20 protein-coding genes are annotated in these 19,420 nt (G+C 61.6%); 7 read left to right on the top strand and 13 right to left on the bottom strand.

The annotated features are described in order from the left end of the window. Positions 1-6 precede the first annotated feature (6 nt). The 4 genes from trpC to lexA all read left to right on the top strand — a co-directional run bounded on the left by trpC (position 7) and on the right by lexA (position 3,332). A complete protein-coding gene (gene trpC, locus A2I95_RS00420) occupies positions 7-819 on the top strand; it encodes an indole-3-glycerol phosphate synthase TrpC (RefSeq protein WP_291726956.1) in 813 nt (270 codons plus the stop codon). An 11-nt stretch (positions 820-830) separates the two neighbouring features. Next, positions 831-1,301 carry a cyclic pyranopterin monophosphate synthase MoaC gene (gene moaC / locus A2I95_RS00415; protein ID WP_291726613.1) on the top strand — a complete coding sequence of 157 codons (471 nt, stop codon included), beginning with the start codon at positions 831-833 and terminating at the stop codon, positions 1,299-1,301. After that, positions 1,302-2,477 carry a gephyrin-like molybdotransferase Glp gene (glp, locus tag A2I95_RS00410; RefSeq protein WP_291726611.1) on the top strand — a complete coding sequence of 392 codons (1,176 nt, stop codon included), beginning with the start codon at positions 1,302-1,304 and terminating at the stop codon, positions 2,475-2,477. Positions 2,478-2,624: 147 nt separating this feature from the next. Next, positions 2,625-3,332: a transcriptional repressor LexA gene (lexA, locus tag A2I95_RS00405; RefSeq protein WP_291726610.1), complete on the top strand. Its 708-nt coding sequence runs from the start codon at positions 2,625-2,627 to the stop codon at positions 3,330-3,332. Here the strand turns inward: lexA and A2I95_RS00400 are convergent. Beyond that, positions 3,326-5,395, bottom strand: coding sequence for a ComEC/Rec2 family competence protein (locus A2I95_RS00400; RefSeq protein ID WP_291726608.1), 2,070 nt, complete (start codon positions 5,393-5,395; stop codon positions 3,326-3,328). The genes lexA and A2I95_RS00400 overlap by 7 nt on opposite strands. Before the next feature lie 79 nt (positions 5,396-5,474). Here A2I95_RS00400 and gltX point away from each other — a divergent pair, with 79 nt between their 5' ends. Together gltX and A2I95_RS00390 are read left to right on the top strand one after the other, a co-directional pair. Beyond that, a complete protein-coding gene (gene gltX, locus A2I95_RS00395; RefSeq protein ID WP_291726606.1) occupies positions 5,475-6,875 on the top strand; it encodes a glutamate--tRNA ligase in 1,401 nt (466 codons plus the stop codon). Between the two features lie 127 nt (positions 6,876-7,002). Next, complete coding sequence (locus A2I95_RS00390; RefSeq protein ID WP_027259026.1) at positions 7,003-8,298, top strand: citrate synthase; 1,296 nt, start codon at positions 7,003-7,005, stop codon at positions 8,296-8,298. Between the two features lie 423 nt (positions 8,299-8,721). On the opposite strand, the gene A2I95_RS00385 is transcribed toward A2I95_RS00390, so the two are convergent. The 4 genes from A2I95_RS00385 to A2I95_RS00370 all read right to left on the bottom strand — a co-directional run bounded on the left by A2I95_RS00385 (position 8,722) and on the right by A2I95_RS00370 (position 11,003). Continuing rightward, positions 8,722-9,066 carry a glutathione S-transferase N-terminal domain-containing protein gene (locus A2I95_RS00385; RefSeq protein ID WP_291726604.1) on the bottom strand — a complete coding sequence of 115 codons (345 nt, stop codon included), beginning with the start codon at positions 9,064-9,066 and terminating at the stop codon, positions 8,722-8,724. Beyond that, positions 9,056-9,541, bottom strand: a complete 486-nt coding sequence (locus tag A2I95_RS00380; RefSeq protein WP_291726602.1) for a GNAT family N-acetyltransferase — start codon at positions 9,539-9,541, stop codon at positions 9,056-9,058. Before A2I95_RS00380 ends, A2I95_RS00385 begins: the two co-directional genes overlap by 11 nt. A gap of 375 nt (positions 9,542-9,916) precedes the next feature. Further along, positions 9,917-10,291, bottom strand: coding sequence for an IS110 family transposase (locus tag A2I95_RS00375; protein ID WP_291726600.1), 375 nt, complete (start codon positions 10,289-10,291; stop codon positions 9,917-9,919). Further along, positions 10,257-11,003 (bottom strand): transposase, encoded by a 747-nt coding sequence (locus tag A2I95_RS00370; RefSeq protein ID WP_291726598.1) that lies wholly within the window; start codon positions 11,001-11,003, stop codon positions 10,257-10,259. Before A2I95_RS00370 ends, A2I95_RS00375 begins: the two co-directional genes overlap by 35 nt. Before the next feature lie 333 nt (positions 11,004-11,336). Here A2I95_RS00370 and A2I95_RS00365 point away from each other — a divergent pair, with 333 nt between their 5' ends. Beyond that, positions 11,337-12,146: a hypothetical protein gene (locus A2I95_RS00365; RefSeq protein WP_291726596.1), complete on the top strand. Its 810-nt coding sequence runs from the start codon at positions 11,337-11,339 to the stop codon at positions 12,144-12,146. 43 nt (positions 12,147-12,189) lie between these two features. Here A2I95_RS00365 and A2I95_RS00360 read toward each other — a convergent pair whose 3' ends face one another. The 8 genes from A2I95_RS00360 to A2I95_RS00325 form a co-directional block, all read right to left on the bottom strand. After that, entirely contained in the window at positions 12,190-12,969 is a 780-nt protein-coding gene (locus tag A2I95_RS00360) for an enoyl-CoA hydratase-related protein (RefSeq protein ID WP_291726594.1), read from the bottom strand. A 105-nt stretch (positions 12,970-13,074) separates the two neighbouring features. Then, positions 13,075-13,551, bottom strand: coding sequence for a cytochrome c-type biogenesis protein (locus A2I95_RS00355; RefSeq protein ID WP_291726954.1), 477 nt, complete (start codon positions 13,549-13,551; stop codon positions 13,075-13,077). Then, entirely contained in the window at positions 13,551-15,515 is a 1,965-nt protein-coding gene (locus A2I95_RS00350) for a heme lyase CcmF/NrfE family subunit (RefSeq protein WP_291726592.1), read from the bottom strand. Before A2I95_RS00350 ends, A2I95_RS00355 begins: the two co-directional genes overlap by 1 nt. 110 nt (positions 15,516-15,625) lie before the next feature. Continuing rightward, positions 15,626-16,201 (bottom strand): holin family protein, encoded by a 576-nt coding sequence (locus A2I95_RS00345; RefSeq protein ID WP_291726590.1) that lies wholly within the window; start codon positions 16,199-16,201, stop codon positions 15,626-15,628. Next, positions 16,192-16,803 carry a holin-associated N-acetylmuramidase gene (locus A2I95_RS00340; protein ID WP_291726588.1) on the bottom strand — a complete coding sequence of 204 codons (612 nt, stop codon included), beginning with the start codon at positions 16,801-16,803 and terminating at the stop codon, positions 16,192-16,194. The genes A2I95_RS00345 and A2I95_RS00340 overlap by 10 nt, the downstream gene beginning before the upstream one ends. Positions 16,804-16,979: 176 nt before the next feature. Next, positions 16,980-17,423, bottom strand: a complete 444-nt coding sequence (gene ccmE, locus A2I95_RS00335; protein WP_291726586.1) for a cytochrome c maturation protein CcmE — start codon at positions 17,421-17,423, stop codon at positions 16,980-16,982. A 42-nt stretch (positions 17,424-17,465) separates the two neighbouring features. Further along, the gene (gene argC, locus A2I95_RS00330) at positions 17,466-18,494 is read right to left on the bottom strand and encodes an N-acetyl-gamma-glutamyl-phosphate reductase (RefSeq protein WP_291726584.1); all 1,029 of its coding nucleotides are present in this window, start codon (positions 18,492-18,494) and stop codon (positions 17,466-17,468) included. A gap of 114 nt (positions 18,495-18,608) precedes the next feature. Further along, on the bottom strand, positions 18,609-19,418 hold the full coding sequence (locus A2I95_RS00325; protein ID WP_291726582.1) for a glutamate racemase: 810 nt from the start codon (positions 19,416-19,418) through the stop codon (positions 18,609-18,611). Positions 19,419-19,420: the final 2 nt, after the last annotated feature.

Genomic DNA, 19,420 nt, shown 5'->3' with positions numbered 1-19,420 from the left:
ACTGGTATGACCGAAAACGTGCTCGACAAGATCAAGGCCTACAAACTGGAAGAAGTAGCCGCCGACAAGGCCGCCAAACCGCTGGAGGCAGTCGAGGCCGAAGCGCGCGAAGCTTCCCCGGTGCGCGGCTTCACCGAAAGCCTGATGCAGGCCAACCGCAGCGGTTACGGCCTGATTGCCGAGATCAAGAAGGCCAGCCCCTCAAAGGGCCTGATCCGTCCTGATTTTGAACCGGCGGAACTGGCCAAGGCCTATGAGGACGGCGGCGCCACCTGCCTGTCTGTCCTGACCGATACCCCCAGCTTCCAGGGTGCCAAGGACTTCCTCACCCAGGCCCGCGGCGCCTGCTCCCTGCCCGCGCTGCGCAAGGATTTCATGTACGACACCTATCAGGTGGCCGAGGCCCGTGCGCTGGGGGCCGATTGCATCCTGATCATTCTTGCATCCGTTTCTGACGCCCAGGCGCAGGAGCTGGAGGAAAGCGCCGTTGAATGGGGCATGGATGTGCTCCTGGAGGTCCATGACGCCGAGGAGCTGGAACGCGCCTGCAACCTGAAATCGCCGCTGATGGGCATCAACAACCGCAATCTCAAGAAGTTTGAGACCACACTGGACACCACCCGCGAACTGTCGCGTATGGTGCCTGCCGACCGCACGATTGTTTGCGAAAGCGGGTTGTTCACACCTGAGGATCTGAGCGATATGGCCCGCTATGGCGCTCGCACCTTCCTGATCGGCGAAAGCCTGATGCGCCAGGAGGATGTCGCCGGTGCCACCCGCGCGCTGCTTGCGAACCCGCTGATGCCGGGCATGATGTAAGGAGGGCACCCATGAGCCTCACCCATTTCGACACCAAGGGCGACGCCCATATGGTCGACGTCTCGGACAAGGCAGTGACCGCGCGCGTGGCCACCGCCGAGGGCCACATCACCATGGCGCAGGAAACCTTTGATATCATTTCTGAAGGCCGCGCCAAAAAGGGTGATGTCCTGTCCGTGGCCCGCCTGGCCGGAATCATGGGCGCCAAGAAGACACCCGATCTGATCCCGCTCTGCCATCCTCTGCCGGTGACCAAGGTCGCGGTGGAGCTGGCACTGGATCCGGACCTGCCCGGCGTGCGGGTCGAGGCGACAGTCAAGACCACCGGCCAGACCGGGGTTGAGATGGAAGCGCTTACAGCCGTCTCCACCGCCGCGCTCACTGTTTATGATATGGCCAAGGCCGTGGATAAAGCGATGCAGATCGGCGGCATCCGCGTGACGCTGAAAGATGGCGGAAAATCAGGCAGGTACGAGGCGTAAATGATCCCGGTCAGCGAAGCCCGCGCGCATCTTCTGGCGCTTGTTCAACAGCTGGAAACCGAACAGGTGCCGCTGGCACAGGCTGCAGGCCGGGTGCTGGCAGCCGACCTGCAAGCGCGCCGCGACCAGCCGCCGTTCTCAGCCTCGGCCATGGATGGTTATGCTGTAAACGCCGCTGAGGTCGAACTGCACGCCATGTTCAAGGTGATCGGCGAGGCCGCCGCAGGCCACGCATTTCAGGGCCGCATGGGCGCGGGACAGGCGGTGCGCATCTTTACCGGCGCACCAGTGCCGGAAGGCGCCAGTTTCGTTGTTATTCAAGAGGATGTGACCCGAAACGGTGACCTTATCACAATCACCGATGCGCCCGGCAGCAATCACAACATCCGCCCCCGCGGCGGCGATTTCACCGATGGCCAGACCGTCACGGCCCCCAAGCGCCTGACACCGGCTGACATCGCCTTGCTGGCGGCAATGAACATCCCCGCGATACCCGTCACCCGCCGCCCGGAGATCGCCCTGATCTCCACCGGCGATGAACTGGTGATGCCCGGCGGCACGCCTGGACCGGACCAGATCATCGCCTCCAACACCTTCGGCCTCAAAGCCATGCTCGAAGACCTTGGCGCCCACGCCCGCATCCTGCCCATCGCCCGTGACACCGAAAGCTCCCTGCGCACAGCCTTTGAACTGGCCGAGGGCGCTGATCTGGTTGTCACCATCGGCGGCGCCTCCGTCGGCGATCACGATCTGGTCGGCAAGGTGGCGCAGGATCTTGGGATGGAACGCAGTTTCTACAAGGTTGCGATGCGCCCCGGCAAACCGCTGATGGCCGGCCGGATGAATGGCGCTGCCATGGTTGGCCTGCCCGGCAACCCAGTATCGGCCATGGTCTGCGGCCACGTGTTTCTGGCCCCTATGGTGCAATCCATGCTCGGGTTGCCTGCACCGGCGCAGGAGCAGCTGCTGACGGCCGCCCTTGGCGCCCCCCTGACGGCCAATGGCCCGCGCGAGCACTATATGCGCGCAAATGTGCAAAACGGCCTGCTGACTGCCTTTGACAATCAGGACAGCTCACTGCTCACCATTTTAGCTGATGCCAACGCCCTGCTGGTCCGCCCCCCCAAGGACGGCGCGCGCAGCGCAGGCGATACTGTGCAATACTTGCCGATCTAAACCCCCTTCACCTTTGCAAAAATACTCCCGCCGGAGGCACGCGCCCCAGGCGCGTTCTCTTTTACGCCATGCCGGGGACTGCGATATTGACACAAAACGGGAACATGCGTAGAACAAAAGAAAACACGAGGCGCGGAGGGAGCGGCGATGCTCACAAAAAAGCAACTGCAACTGCTGGAATTCATTCACAAACGTCTGCAGCGTGACGGCGTGCCGCCCAGTTTCGATGAAATGAAGGTCGAACTGGACCTGCGATCGAAATCAGGCATCCACCGGCTGATCACGGCATTGGAAGAACGCGGCTTCATCCGCCGCCTGCCGCACCGCGCCCGCGCGATTGAGATTATCCGCCTGCCGGACAGCCTGGGCGGTGCGCCGGACGCGCAAGGCTTTGCGCCACAGGTGATTGACGGCGGTCAAACGCAATCCGCGCCGCCCGCACCTGCCGCCGCAGACCCAATGCGCCAGGCTGCAGTTGAACTGCCGGTGATGGGCCGCATCGCCGCCGGTGTGCCGATTGAGGCGATCAGCCAGGTGTCGCATCAGGTGGCGGTTCCGGGCGGCATGATCGCGCCGAACGGCCAGCATTTCGCGCTGGAGGTAAAGGGCGACTCGATGATTGAAGCCGGCATCAATGACGGCGACATCGTGGTGATCCGTGAAACCGGCACCGCAGATAACGGCGATATCGTCGTTGCACTGGTCGAAGGGCACGAGGCCACGCTGAAACGCTACCAGCGCCAGGGCAGCATGATCGCGCTGGAAGCCGCCAACCCGGCTTATGAAACCCGGCACTACCCCGAAGATCAGGTGCAGATTCAAGGCCAACTGGTTGGGTTGATCCGCACTTACTGAGTGTTTTCCTGACCGAGAATTCTCCGGAGGCGGTTGATTTCAGCTCCCTCCGGTTTCCACCCCGTCCACAACCGCTGTCCCGAAACGCTGCGGGATGTCCGCAAACCGCCTGTCGCGGTCACGGCGATGCTGCCCGTTTGACGCATCACTGCCGGTGTCAGAAGCAGACAGTTTTCCGGCGTTTGCGCCGTGACTGTGGAAACGATGATATCTCCCTTTTTACAGGTACTTGCCTGCGCGAGCTTACGTTTCCCAGGCGCATGAACCAGCCGGAATCCCGGCCCTTGCCAAATCGGCAAAGCCTCTGTTTCACCCCTCCAGCGCTCCGCGGCGGCGATCTGTCCTGCCGGGTCGCCATCGTTCTCCAGCCAGATTTTCGCGGTAAACCCCTGCCCTTTGGCCCGGGACAAGGCCCGGCCTTCCGGCGCCATCACGCCAACCAGCCCGCCGGAATCAGCAATCAGGACAACAGGGCGCTCTGCCGCGCCCCACATCAACAGCGCGCATGCTGCCGGCAGCAGCCCTGCCAGCCGCAGCCGTCCTTGCCAGATCACTGCAAACAGCATGCCCGCAGCAAACAGCGGCAGAACCCAGGCGCCCGGTGCCGGCACATGCGACAGCGCCCCCTCGAATTCTGAGACAGCCTGCGCAACTGTCAGGATCCAGTCCAGCCCCCATCGCATAACCGTCAACCCGATCACTTCCAGGCCAAACGGCGCCAGGCACAGCGCAAGAACCGCAGCCGGAATGACGACCGAGCCCATGACCGGCACAGACAGCAGGTTCGCAAGCAGCCCATAGTGCGGCACTGTGTTAAAATGCGCCGCTGCAAAAGGCGCGGTTGCCGCCCCGGCCACCGCAGATGAAATCACCAGCGCCAGAACCGGCCGCAACCAGCGCGGCCCCAGCGGCACCTCCCTGTCTCTGAGCGCAGCAAAGACCGCAACCAGCCCGGCCGTCGCGGCAAAGCTCATCTGGAAACCGGGACTCAGCAGGCTTTCCGGCCGCCGCAGCAGCACAATCCAAGCAGCAACAGCCACCGCGCGCAGGGTTATCGCACGCCGGTTCAGCAGCACAGCGCCAAACATCACCGCAACCATGACAAAGGCCCGTTCTGTCGCCACATTGCCGCCTGACAGGGCAAGATACCCCGCGCCGGCAGTCAGTGCCGCAAGTGCTGCCAGTTTCTTAACCGGCCAGCGCAGGGCCAGGACAGGTATCAGATTGAACACAACTCTCAGCGCTGCAAAGACAAATCCGGTCAGCAGTCCCATATGCAATCCGGAGATCGCCAGCAGATGCGCCAGGTTGCTTTGCCGCAGGGCAGTCAGCGTTTGCTGCCCCACGCCGCTGCGGTCGCCGGTGGTGATTGCGGCTGCAAACCCGCCAGTCTCTCCTGCTATACGGTCTTGCAAGCCATGCGCCACGTTCCGGCGCAGGCGTTCGACTGGCAGGCTTTGGTCAGGTGCCTCTGCCAGCAGCACCGGAACCCTCGTGTATCCCAGCCCGCCCAACTGCTTGAACCAGGCGTGGCGGCGGAAATCGAACCCGCCTGGTTCGGCAGGCCCCTGCGGCGGCAGCAAATGCGCGGTGGTCATGACCCTGGCGCCCGGCGGCGGCACCTGTTCCTGCGCTTTCAGCGAAATGCGGACACGGGCCGGCGTGTTTTCCGCCACCACCCGGTCCAGCCGCAGCTGATCCAGGGTCAGCCGCAGGGCGTCAGTCGGCGAGCGGTCAACAGCCACGACACGTCCCTCCACCGCCCCGTAATAGCGGAAATCCAAAACCGGAGCCGACACCCGGTGCGCCCGTGCCCCGGCCAGGCAAAGCCCCGCTGCTGCAAGCGCAGGCGCCCACAGCAAAAATGCCAGCGGCCGCCGGGACATAGCGCCGGCTGCCATCAGCAGCGCACAGGTCGCCAACCCGGCAAACACGGCGGCGCCAGGCTCTGATTTCAACGAAAAATAGGCTCCGATCCCAGCCCCGAGAAATACCGGGGTCCAGGGGAACAGATTCCCCCGCTGCGCCTGCAGCAGGTCTGCGATGGTTGCGCTCAGCCGCATGCTTGCCCCCCGCCTTCTGGCCCGGTAGACAGGCTGAAACTCTAAACCTCACATGGTTTCCAAAAGGTAAATCCTGCTCATGACCCAACCGGTTGTCACCCGTTTCGCGCCTTCTCCCACCGGCTTTCTGCACATCGGCGGCGCCCGCACCGCGCTGTTCAACTGGCTTTATGCCCGCGGCCGCGGCGGCAAGTTCCTGCTGCGGATCGAGGATACCGACCGCGAGCGTTCCACGCCTGAGGCGACCGCCGCCATCCTGCAAGGCATGGCTTGGCTGGGCCTGGATCATGACGGCGAGGCGATCAGCCAGTTCGAGGGTGCAGGCCGCCACGCTGAGGTGGCCAGGCAGCTGCTGGCCGAGGGCAAGGCCTATAAATGCTTTGCCACCCAGGACGAAATCGCCGCCTTCCGTGATCAGGCCAAGGCCGATGGCAAGTCCACCCTCTACCGCTCGCCCTGGCGCGACGCCGATGCGTCCAGCCACCCGGATGCATCCTATGTGATCCGCATTAAGGCGCCGCAAAGCGGCGTTACCGTTATCAAAGATGAGGTTCAGGGCGACGTCACCATCAAGAATGATCAGCTTGATGACATGATCCTGCTGCGCTCGGACGGTACGCCGGTTTACATGCTGGCGGTTGTGGTCGACGATCACGATATGGGCGTCACCCATGTGATCCGCGGCGATGACCACCTGAACAACGCCGCCCGCCAGATGATGATCTATGAGGCGATGGGCTGGGACGTGCCGGTCTGGGCCCATATCCCGCTTATCCACGGGCCGGACGGTAAAAAGCTCAGCAAACGCCATGGTGCCTTGGGCGCGCAGGAATACCAGGCGATGGGCTATCCGGCGGCCGGCATGCGCAATTACCTGGCCCGTTTGGGCTGGTCGCACGGCGATGACGAATTTTTTACGGACGATCAGGCCAAGGCGTGGTTTAACTTTGACGGTATCGGCAAAAGCCCGGCCCGGTTCGACACCAAGAAGCTGGAGAATCTCAGCGGTCAGCATATCGCCGTTAGCGACGACGCCGCACTGCGGCAAGAAATCAGCGGCTACTTAGGCGCAGCCGGAGAAACCGCCCTGACTGACGCGCAGTCACAGGGGCTGGAAGCTGCGATGTATTGCCTCAAGGACCGGGCACGCACCTTCCCTGAACTGCTTGAAAAAGCGCATTTTATCCTTGCATCACGGCCAATTGACCGGGATGCGAAGGCTGAAAAGGCGCTATCTTCTGTATCCGATGGTATACTGGAAGAATTGACGCCGCAGCTGCAAAATGCTAGCTGGGTCCGTGACGATCTGGAGGCGCTTCTGAACGCATTTGCAGAAGCCCATGATACCAAGTTCGGCAAGCTGGCAGGCCCTTTGCGGGCGGCGCTGGCGGGCCGGGCGGTAACGCCTTCGGTGTTCGACATGATGCTGATTCTGGGCCGCGAGGAAACTCTCGCCCGGCTCAAAGACGCAACAGGCTGAGTCCGGTCCTTAACTCCCGGGTAAGCCTGTTTTGATACGACAACCCCTGCGCGACTCCGCGCAGGCGCTGCCCCGCATGAAGACGCCTGCACGGCCGCTCTCGTGCCTGTAACAGGAAGGGACACCCATGACCGAGACACAGAAATCTGCCACGCTCAGCCTGAATGGCGAAACCTACGAGCTGCCCATTTTCTCGCCGACGGCCGGGCCCGATGTTCTCGACATCCGCAAGCTCTACGCGAAGGCAGGTGTGTTCACCTATGACCCGGGCTTCACCTCGACCGCCAGCTGCGACAGCACCATCACCTATATTGACGGCGACAAGGGCGAACTGCTGCACCGCGGCTACCCGATCGACCAGCTGGCATCGAAATCGCACTACCTCGAGGTTTGCTATCTGCTGCTTTACGGCGAATTGCCGACCGTGACACAGCTGGAGGATTTCGAGACCCGTGTGACCCGTCACACCATGGTGCATGAGCAGATGCACAACTTCTTCCGCGGCTTCCGCCGCGATGCGCACCCGATGGCAACCCTGGTTGGCGTGGTCGGCGCAATGTCAGCCTTCTACCATGACTCGCTGGACGTCACCGATCCGTGGCAGCGCGAGGTTGCGGCAGTCCGCCTGATCGCCAAGCTGCCGACTATCGCTGCGATGGCCTATAAATACTCGATCGGCCAGCCGTTTGTGTATCCGAAGAACGATCTGGATTACGCAGCCAACTTCCTGCACATGTGCTTCTCGGTTCCGGCTGAGGAATACCACGTGAACCCGATCCTGAGCCGGGCGATGGACCGCATCCTCACCCTGCACGCGGATCACGAGCAGAACGCCTCGACGTCGACCGTGCGTCTGGCGTCCTCTTCCGGTGCAAATCCGTTTGCCTGTATCGCAGCTGGCATTGCCTGCCTCTGGGGTCCGGCCCACGGCGGCGCCAACCAGGCCTGCCTGGAAATGCTCAAGGAAATCGGCTCGGTCGACCGCATCCCCGAGTATATCGCACGCGCCAAGGACAAGAACGATCCGTTCCGCCTGATGGGTTTCGGCCACCGCGTCTACAAGAACACCGACCCGCGCGCGACCGTGCTGAAGCAATCCGCGGACGAGGTTCTGGACCTGCTCGGCGTCGAGGACAACCCGCTGCTGCAGGTTGCCAAGGAACTGGAGCAGACCGCGCTGAACGATCCCTACTTCATCGAGAAGAAGCTGTTCCCGAACGTCGATTTCTACTCGGGCATCATTCTCGAGGCGATGGGCTTCCCGACGTCGATGTTCACGCCGATCTTTGCGCTGTCGCGCACCGTCGGCTGGATCTCGCAGTGGAAGGAGATGATCGCCGATCCGCAGAACAAGATCGGCCGCCCGCGCCAGCTGTATCTGGGCGAGACCATGCGCGACTACATCGACATCGAAAAGCGCTGACCGCCAATTGCGACGAACGTCAAAACGCCCCGCATTCCGCGGGGCGTTTTCTTATGTGGACGACTGTCAAGCGGTGCGGTTAATACTGCTGGTCCTCAATCCGTCCTCGAAGATCTTTTCCAGACGGAAGTCCGGGATCAGTTTCTATAACGCTTCGTCGCTGTGCGGCGCTTGCCCACCATTTGGCAAGTGCTGAATACTCGCTCAGAGCCGCTGCACCGTCAGGCGCTTGGACAAAAAGGCAACCATCGGTGCGAAGTGACAATCAGCAAGTGTAAAAGTCTGACCATCGAGGACATGGCCTTCTGAAGCTAACGCGTCTAGTGCGCCTAGAACTGGCAGCGATTCTTCGATACCGGCCGCAATCCCGGCTTCAGTGCTCTCTTCGCCAACTGCCCGGCGGAATACGCGATGTGCGAACACCTAACGGACCATGGGACGGTAGCCGCAGCTGTCCACAATCGAAACAACCTGCGCCACACGAGTGAGGGCTTCGGCCTCGACCGGCATGAGGTCCGGACCCTCGAAAGCAGCGTCGATGTAGCGAAGGATTGCCGGTGTTTCGTAGACGTCAAATTCGCCATGGCTCAATACCGGCACACGACGAAACGGATGTCGCTTCAAATAGTCTTTAGGAATATCGGCGGCAAAAGGATCAATTTCCTCTGTTTCATACGGGATGCCCTTTTCGTGCAGCGCCACGCGCGCAATGCGATTGCAGACACTGAACTGGTAGCCACGAAGCACAACAGATTTTTCATTCTTCAAGCCGTATGACGAACCTAGGCGGGAAGGCCTCACGGCGCTTGAAGCCAAGTGAGGCGTAAAAAGCCTGCGCTTCCAAGTTGTCGGGATGGGTTCCAACCGACAGGTACTTGCAAGAAAGTGACTTTGATTTGTGGATGCTGGCCCTCACCAAGTTTGTTCCGGCGCCACGCCTTCTAAAACCGGCTTCCGTAAAAAGGTGATGCACGTCGAAGCCCCGGACACCAAACTGGAGTTGCGCTAGCCCACACAGAGCGGCGTAGCCTGCCAAACGAGATTCTGCCTCCGCGACCAGGAGGTGAACCCAAGGGTTGTCAGAGAAAACATCTCGGGCAAGAGTGCCGGCTTGGAGAGTGCTTGTATCGTCATGATGCGCAGCCATGCGCTCGACCATGCGCAGAATTTCTTCAGCGTCGGACAATTCGGCCTCGCGGATGGACCCGAACGAGGTGTTCAAAGGGAGTGAGGTTTCTTCCATTTTGAGCTCCTTAAACCGCAGGAGCCCAAACTATGCGCCACCCTACGGCGGCATTGAGTAACGTGAAAGTGCCGCGCTCAGATGAGGCGGTGATAATAGGTGTTCGAGTGACTACGGGTTAGGTCTATGGGGTGGACTAATTGTGTTTTTGTAGAGTTTGTCAGCAAAAGGTTGTCCCTGAATGCTAAATCCTGAATTTGGAACGCAATCCCCTTCCCGCACGCGACTCTCGCAGCAGGTTTGGGGCCATTCCAAAGCTGTTCACCGGCTTCGCGTAAGCCTTTTCTTATTCGTGCCTGTCTGGATGCAGGATCACCAAGTACCGTTTTCGGTACGCGCCGGTTGATGAGGGTGCCGCCCTTTTTTTGCTGTCGGTTATCCCGACCGTGCCCCGCACGTGGCACCCCCGGCTGGCAACGGCGGTATTTCCACCGTCATGCGCCAGAGTTTGATCGCGAGCTTTCGGGCGACCGCCGCAATAGCCTTTTGCCCGATCCCGTGCTTCGCGAAATGGTGGTTGCAGATGGACTTGGCCTCAGGGTCGCGCCAGGTCCATTGCCATGCGGCTTCGACCAGGATGCCGCGCAGGCGTTTCTGGCCGACCGGGCGCAGCTTTGCCCGGACCGGGCTGCTGCCGCTCTGGCTAACAACAGGTGCAAGGCCAAGGTATGAGGTGACTTCTTCCGGGCGGTTGACGCGTTCGGGTGAGAACAGCTCAGCCAGAAAATGCGCAGCCGCCGTCTCCCCCACTCCGATGACCGGCGTCAGGCGCTTGAACCGGTCCGGGTGCATCCGCATGGTTGCAGCCCTGATCTCGGCCCTCAGCAGTTTGTCCTCGGCAAGCAGGAACAGATACTCGCGCACCATAGCGCCATACGGTGTTCCGGCGGGATCGACAGCGCCGACAGGTCGCCGATGCGGCCAGAGACCACTTTTGCAGGCTGGCCGGTTCCTCGATGCCCGAGGCGAGCAGGAAGCCCTTGATCTTCTGTTTGATCTTGCCGCGGCTCTCCGCGATCCGCTTCCGCCGCCGGACCAGAGCGCGATAGCCTTCCTGTTCAATGGCGGGAATGGCGATGGGCCGGAGCAGACCGCGTGCGAAGTAATTTGCCAGCCGCACTGCGTCGAGCTGGTCAGACTTGGCCGCCGCCGAATAGCCGCGCGGGATACGCGAAGCGGCGATCACCGAAACCGCCAAGCCCGCTCGTTCCAAAGCTCGGGCAAGAGCGAGCCCCGTTGGCCCGGACTCGTAGACCACATGTGCAATCTGGCATCTGAGACCAGTCAACTGTTCGGCCAGAGCCTCTTCACCGGACGGGCAGGTGTCGGTCTCCACCACCCCGTCTACCGGTTCGAACAGAGCGACCGAATAGGTTTTCTCGTGAACGTCCAGCCCGACATAGGCGGGCCGGTCCTCAACGGCGGCGACGAACCGCGAAATCCGCGTTGCTTTCTTGACCATGCTGGAAACTCCTGGGGTTGGAAAACCCCGGCATCGCAGCAGTCAGCCGCGCCGCCGTCCAGCATGGTATTTTTCTGGGCTATTTCTGAGCTGGCCGCTAAGAAGGTTTAGTCCCGGTCCGGCATCGCCCCCCAATCTGAGAATTGCCCCGTGAGTGTCGACAATGCTGGAGATTCCGGACAACTTTTCGCTTACGTTGCGCAATACCCTGAAAATGTTGACTAAATCCTCTCAACTAATTAGTTAAAAGTCCATTACTGCCGCCTTCTGGCAGAGTCACCCCGCAAGGAAAATCTTGTCTGGGTGTTTTCCAGAAAAAACGGGATTCTTGGAATGGAACTTTTGGTTTTGCTGGGGCTTGCCCTGACCGTCGGAACTGTCGCTGTTCTGGACGACGACGATGATTCCGAGCCTCAATCTGATACATCTGCAGATGCAACGGCTGGTCCCGATGATCTGTCCGGCGGTTCTGGTGACAACATAATTTTTGCCGGGGGCGGCACAGATGTGCTGGCCGGAAATAGCGGAAATGACCGGCTCTTCGGTCAAGAGGGGTCAGACGTGATTGTCGGCGGAGACGGCAACGATTTCCTTCGGGGAGGAGCAGATCACGACTTCATTATTGATGGGGAAGGCAGCGATACTCTGATCGGTGATGCAGGTAATGACGTAATTGCTTCAACAAGTGCTTTCTCGCCAGAGCAGGTGCTTACGACCGCGAGAGAGTGGCTTGCCAATGAAGACACCGCGGATGAAGCGCTCATATTGGGTTACGATACTGAAATTGACACGGACGATGCCCCTGACGTTATCCTTGCAGGTTACGGGGAGGACAATGTTCTCGCCGGAAGAGGGGATATTGTAACCTTGGGCGAAGGCTACGATGACCTGTCACTCGGCGACTGGATCGAAGCCGGCGACGACCCCGTTATCCTGACTGATTTTGACCGGGATCATGACAGCATCTACTATTATCATGACGGTGAAGGCCCTGAACCTGAAATTTCCGTCGAAACGGTCGAGGGAGAATCCGGCGATGAGCAGGACGCCCTGCTTTTGGCGGACGGCCAAGTGTTCGCCCGCCTTCAAGGCGCCGGAGGCCTAATTTCAGCCAATTCGGTATTTGTTCAAACCGTCACTTAGGAAGATCTGAAGACCTATAGGTTCTGTCGCCCCTGCCCGCCTCTCAGCGCCCCTCGAATTTCGCGGGGCGCTTTTCCATGAAAGCTGTCACGCCTTCCAGGAAATCACGGGTCTTGCCGCATTGGCCCTGCAGGTGCGCCTCTTCCGACAGCTGCTCTGCCAATGTGCGGCCAAAGCTTTCACGCAGGGCGGATTTTGTGGCGGCAAAGGCCTTGCTGGGGCCGGTGGCCAGATACTCCGCGCGCGCGCGCCAATGGGCGTCAAAATCCGCATCCGGCACCGCTTCCCAGATCATGCCCCAGTCGCAGGCCTGCCGGGCGCTGACACGGTCGGCAAACAGGGCTGCCCCCATCGATTTTGCCAGGCCGATCTGGCGCGGCAGGAACCAGGTGCCGCCGGCATCTGGGATCAGGCCGATCTTGCTGAAGGCCTGCATGAAAAACGCGCTCTCGGCAGCGATCACCACATCGGCGGCCAGCGCCAGATTTGCCCCTGCTCCGGCAGCGGCACCGTTGACGGCCGCCACAACCGGCACCGGGCAATCATAAATCGCCTGCAGCATCGGCAGGTATTCGTCGCGCAGCGTGCGCTCCAGATCCAGCTGGCCGCCATTGCTGCCCGCGTCGCTCAGATCCTGGCCCGAGCAGAACGCATCGCCAGCCCCGGTCAGCACCACAGCGCGGGCCTCGGAAGAGGCCATGCGCATCGCATGGGTGATCTCGGACCGCATCCGGCTGTTGAGCGCATTCTTCCGCGCTTCGCGGTTCAGGGTGACAACCGCCAGCCCGTCCTGCAGAGAAAACAGGATTTCCTTATAGTCCATCAGAGTGCCTCACAAAGCTTGCGTTCAGAAGCCAGAGACGCTTCCGCCTGGCCGTTTACCGGTATGGTGACGGAAAGCCCGCCCGCCGGAAAGCCGGACCCGGCGTCAATCCTTCAGGATTTTGCGCAGGCGCTCCTGCTCGTCAGCGCTCAGCCCCTGCTCCGCGGCCTTGGGTGCGCGGGCGCGTCCCCGCACATAGAAGGCAGCGATCACAAGCGCGGCCAGCAGCATCAGCGGGCCAGCAGCCCACAACAGCCAGTTGGCGCCGCCGGTTGTCGGGCGCAGCAGCACATACTCACCATAACGGTCGACGATAAAATCCATCGCCTCGCGGTCGCTGTCGCCCGCCACCAGCCGCTCGCGCACCAGGACGCGCAGATCGCGGGCCAGTTCGGCATTGGACTCATCAATGCTCTCATTGCGGCAAACCAGGCAGCGCAGGTCCTTGGACAGCTCCCGCGCGCGGCTTTCAAGTGCGGGATCTGCCAGCACCTCATCCGGCTCCACCGCCAAGGCCGGCGCCGGAGCAAGCACCGGGACGGCCAGAAGCGCGGCCATGGCCAGGATCAGTATTCGCAACATCATTCTGCCGGCACTCCTGCTTGGGGTGATTTACGCGCGCCTGCAGCGACGCGGAAGCGCCGGTCGCTGAGGCTCAGCAGCCCGCCAAGGGCCATCAGGATCGAGCCGCCCCAGATCCAGTTGGCAAGGGGTTTGATGTAGGTGCGCATGGTCCAGCTGCCATCGGCCTGCTGGTCGCCCAGCACAACGTAGAGATCACGGGTCAGGCGGTAGTCAATCGCAGCTTCGGTGGTCGGCATCCGCGACACCGGATAGTCGCGTTTTTCCGGGAACATCACCGCCTCGGGCTGGCCGTTGCGCGTCACCTCGACCCTGCCTTTGGTGGTGAAGTAATTGGGTCCTTGTTCCCGGCTGACATCCGTCAGCACCAACGTAAAGGCACCGACGTCGAAGGGTTCGCTGATGCGTGCCACGCGGATATCCTCCTGCTCCCAGGCCGTCAGGCCGGCGATAGCAAAGATGGTGATGCCCAACCCGCCATGGGCCACGGCCTTGCCCCAATCGGCCCGCGGCAGCCGCAGCATCCGCTGCAGGCGTCCCGATTTGCCGCTGCGCAGCCACAGGTCGGCCAGCGCGCCGAACACCATCCAGGAGCCGAGGAAAAGCCCCACCGGCCCCAGCGCGGACTTTCCTGTCTGCATCGCCCAGGCCAGCACGCCCAGAGACACCGCCAGCACAAATACATAGCGCAGCTGCCAGGCTGTGCGCCCGATCCGGCCGCGTTTCCACGGCAGCATGGCGCCAACCGGCATGATCAGACCCAACGCCACCATAAAGGGGGTGAAAGCCGAATTGAAAAACGGCGGGCCGACGCTCAGCTTGCGGTCCAGCAGCATCTCGGCGAGGATCGGCCAGACGGTGCCGAAGAAGACCACAAAGCAGCTGACCGCCAGCAGGATGTTGTTGGCCACCAGCGCGCTTTCGCGGCTGACCATGCCAAAGACGCCTTTGGCCTCCATCGCCTGGGCACGCGCGGCAAACAGTGTCAGCGCGCCGCCGGTGAAGAACGCCAGAATGAACAGGATGAACACGCCGCGTTCGGGGTCATTGGCAAAGGCATGAACACTGGTGATGATGCCCGAGCGCACGATAAAGGTCCCGATCAGCGAGAAGCCAAAGGCCAGGATCGCGAGCAGGATGGTCCAGCTTTTCAGCGCTTCGCGTTTCTCCACCACGATGGCGGAATGCAGCAGCGCCGCCGCCAAGAGCCAGGGCATGAAGGAGGCGTTCTCGACCGGGTCCCAGAACCAGAAGCCGCCCCAGCCAAGCTCGTAATAGGCCCACCAGGAGCCCAGCCCGATACCGATGGTCAGGAAAATCCAGGCCGCCAGCGTCCAGGGGCGCACCCACCGGCCCCAGGCGGCATCAATGCGGCCTTCGATCAGGGCGGCAACGGCAAAGGAAAACGCCATGCTGAGGCCCACATAACCGAGGTAGAGGAACGGCGGATGAAAGGCGAGGCCCGGGTCCTGCAGCAGCGGGTTCAAATCCTGGCCGTCAAACGGCGGCACCGTCAGGCGCAGGAACGGGTTCGACGTGAACAGGATAAAAGCATAAAACGCCACGCCAATCGCCGCTTGCACCGCCAGAACGCGCGCCTTCAACGTTGGCGGCAACCCGCCGCCAAAGACCGAGGCCATCGCTCCGAACAAAGCGACGATCAGCACCCAGAGCAGCATCGATCCTTCGTGGTTGCCCCAGGTTCCGGAGATCTTGTAGAGCATCGGCTTGGCCGAGTGGCTGTTCAGCGTCACCAGCTTGAGCGAGAAATCAGAGGTGATGAATGCCCAGGTCAGCGCCCCGAACGCAAAGGCGGTGAACAGGAACTGCGCCTGTGCCGCCGGTTCCGCCACGGCCATCCAGCCGGGCCAGCGTTTGTGCGCGCCGATCAAGGGGATAACGGCCTGCACGATCGCGATCATGAAGGCGAGAATTAGGGCGAAATGTCCGAGTTCTGTGATCATGTGCCGATGTGTCCATGCATGCTCTGTTAGGCTGGCTTTTCTATACGCCTGTCCGGCGGAGGCGCCAATGGCATTCGCCGTGCCACGCCGCCGCAGTGTGCAGATTGTGATCAGCCTCTGCGGGATTTCCAGGCATTTAAAGCCGGATTATCCTCATTCGCTGTGGGTTCTATCCGGGTGGCAGCGCTGGTACCGGCGACGGCGGCGGCAGGTGAGTCTGCCCGCAACCGCTCCAGCGCGGCAATGTTACCGGCCACTTGCGGGACTTGTGCCAGGCTGGCGGCCAGCCCTTTCCGGAACTCCTGCGATTTCACTTGGTGGCGGGCGCCGAAATAGAAGGAAACAATGACGCCCAAAAGCCACCATAACGGCTCCGGCACCAGCGCGAGTCCCTGCATCCGGGCGGCGAACCAGACGGGATCAGAGAGCGCCGAAACCAGCAGCGCCAAGGTTCCCAGCGCCAGCATCGGCCGCGGCAGCCGGTTCACCGCGTCCATAAAACGGTCAAACCGGCTTTTGCCGCCGTACTGGAATTCCGCGGCTAACTGGCTCAGCGCGGCGGTCTGCATTTCATGCGACCGGACTGCACCGGCCTCGGCGTTTTCGCGAAAGACTTCAACGGTTTCCCGCAAAGCATTGCGGTGGCGCCCGAAAATCAGGCCAATTAGATCTGCGATCAGCCCCATGCCGCGGTCCTTTGCTGAAACGCCTGGCGGCTCAGATGGTACTGGGCAGAGATGAATTCCTCGGCCCGCCGGATCCAGCCGCCTTTTGTGCCGTCGCGGGCGCGGGCGAATTTGCGGCTGGCGGGGCGCTGATCCGCGAGACGGAAGTAATAATTGCGCCTCGCGATGCCATAGGCGTCGCGCAAGGCGTCCGGGTCAACCAAGGCTGCCTGCTCTGCCGCCGATGCGGTTTGCGGGCCGATAACGCCGTCCACGGTCACGGCATAGCCCATCTCCCGCAGCAGGCGCTGAAGAATGCGCACCGCGTTGATGCCCGCGTTCACATACATATCGAAGACCGTGGCCTGAAGGCACACCGGCAGGCTGGCGATACGGGGTGCGTCGAAATAGTGGCGGATGAAGATGTCCACGGCCTGTGCGCGGCTCAGCGCCTTCACATCCCTTGCGTCCACGTTCCCGTCGCCGGTTGCATCCAGCCCCAGCCGCTGCAATGTTCCGATAGTCACACCGTATTTGGTGGCGCCGCCGGGATCATCCGGATCATTCACAAATCCGCCTTCACGCGCCACAATTTCCGTCGCGATTTCCTGTACACTCTGCATAGCACCTCACCACTTTCAACGCAGGTATGCTGCCCCGAAAGCGCTAAGATCTGCTGAGACCACCGTACGCTGCCCGCGCAACACCCAGGTTCTGTTTCCCGGAGCCCTGAAGCGAAAAAGGCCCCGCAGGACGCCAGTCCTGCGGGGCCTTCTATACTCAAAAAAGCCGGGAAAAATCAGGTTTCAGGTTCCTGATAGACCCCCTGCTCCTTCAACGCATCCATGACTTCCTTGGGCATATAGGTTTCGTCATGTTTCGCCAGAATTTCAGAGGCTTCAAAGACACCGTTCACATAACGGCCAGTACCGACCATGCCCTGGTTTTCCTCAAACAGATCCGGCAGCACACCAGTAAAGGCGACCTGCACCGTGGCACCGCCATCGGTGACGGCAAAGCGCACGGTTTCGCCCTGACCGCGCAGCAGGCTTCCTTCTTCGACCAGCCCGCCGATGCGGAACACTTCGGACGGTTTCGGCGGCGCCTCGGCCACCTGGCTGGGCGAGCGGAAATAGTTGATCCCGTCGCGCATGGCATAGCCGATCAGGGCGGTTGCAACGACCAAAGCCACCGCGGCAACGGCAATGACTTGGATCCGGCGCTGTTTCTTCAGGTTCTTCATGGTGTCCTCATTTCAAGGCCCCTGATTTCGCCGCCCTCCGGATCAGGGGAACAGCGGCGCCATCATCAGCCCTTCGGTCTCAGTCTCACCTAACATCAGGTTTGCGTTCTGCAAGGCCTGGCCGCTGCTACCTTTTGTCAGGTTATCAAGTGCTGCAATCACAATGGCGCGGCCCTCGATCCGGTCCTGCGCCACGCCGATATGGCAGAAGTTGGAGCCGCGCACATGGTGGGTCGAGGGCGCCTCGCCAAAGGGCAGAAGTTCGATAAAGGGCTCATCTGCGTAAGCCTTGGCGAAGGTCTCATGGATCGTCCGCGCGTCGCCCTTTACATAGACGGTGGCCAGAATGCCGCGGTTGGCGGGGAGCAGATGCGGGGTGAACTGCACCTTTACGGCGCGGCCTGCGATCTTGCTGAACTCCTGGTCGAACTCGCCCAGGTGCCGGTGGGTGCCGCCGATGGCATAGGCGTGATAGCCTTCGCTCAGCTCTGCGTGCAGCAGGTTTTCCTTGAGCGACCGGCCGGCGCCGGAAACCGCGCATTTCAGGTCCAGAATAATGTCGTCCAGATCGATCACGCCCTCCGCGATCAGCGGCCGCAGGGCGAACTGGCCGGTCGCCGCGTTACAGCCGGTGCCGGCCACCAAACGTGCCGATTTGATCTCATCCCGGTAGAATTCGGTGAGGCCATAGACCGCCTCTTCCTGCTGTTCCAGGGCACTGTGCGGGTTGCCGTACCATTTTTCATATGCCGCAGGGTCGCGCAGCCGGAAGTCCGCCGACAGATCCACGATCTTCAGGGTCTTGGGCAGTGCGGCAATCACTTCCTGGCTGGTCTTGTGCGGCAACGCGCAGAAGCACAGGTCAATGCCGGAGAAATCAATCTCATCGATTTTGCACAGCACCGGCAATTCCATATGGCGCAGGTGCGGAAAGACCTGGGCCATGGCCATGCCAGCCTTGCGATCAGCCGAGAGCGCCGCGATTTCGATGTTCGGATGCTGGGCGATCAGCCGCACCAGTTCGGCGCCGGTGTAGCCGGACGCGCCAAGAATAGCCACTTTATGGGTCATGTCAGACCTCGTCTTTCGATATGATATGCCGGTTCCGCAGCCATCTGCGGAGAGAATTAGGGGGATTTGCGCTTGCGCACTTTGACCTGGAACAAGGTTCCAGGGCGTTCGTGGTCACGCCGCCTGAAAGGTGATTTCCCGTCGGAGAAACTGGGTCGCCCGGTCGCTGACGCGGCCCGGGTCGCCGGTGGTAAAATAGCCGTCAGCACCATTGCCCTGCATGCCGGGATGCCGTGTCAGGTAGTCGGCCAGGCTGTCTGCCACCAGGTTGCCCTGGCTGAACACTTTGACGTCCGGTCCCAGTGCCGCCTGAAACGTCTGCTCCATCAGCGGGTAATGGGTGCAGCCGAGGATCGCCGCCTGCGGATGCGGCATCTTGCGCTTCAAGGCGTCTACATGGCTGCGCACCAGCGCTTCCGCCAGAATCAGATCGCCGTCCTCAATCGCATCCACGACGCCGCCGCAGGCCTGCGCCTCGACGTCCACACCGATAGCCCGAAAGGCCAGTTCCCGCTGAAAGGCGCGGCTGGCGACGGTGGCAGGCGTGGCGAACAGCGCAACATGCTTGGTGGCGACTTCACGCGGCGGCGAGTTGTCGCCCCATTGGCGTTCGGTCAGCGCCTCGATCAGCGGCACAAAGACGCCCAGCACCCGCTTGCCCTGGGGCAGCCCGCCCTCCTGCATCCGGCGCAGCGCAGCAGCCGAGGCGGTGTTGCAGGCGAGGATCACCAGATCGCAGCCTTTGTCCCACATATCCTCCACTGCGGATTTGGTCAGCTGGTAGACGTCCTCTGCATCGCGCACGCCGTAAGGCGCGCGGTCGTTATCGCCGTAGTAGAGGAAATCCACATCCGGCAGGCGCTTTTGCGCCGCGTCCAGGACGGTCAGCCCGCCCAGGCCTGAATCAAAGATGCCAACAGCCATAA

The organism is Leisingera sp. F5, from assembly GCF_001593695.1.
The sequence above is the reverse complement of the archived record's forward strand: the minus strand, read 5'-3'. Positions and strand labels throughout refer to the sequence as shown.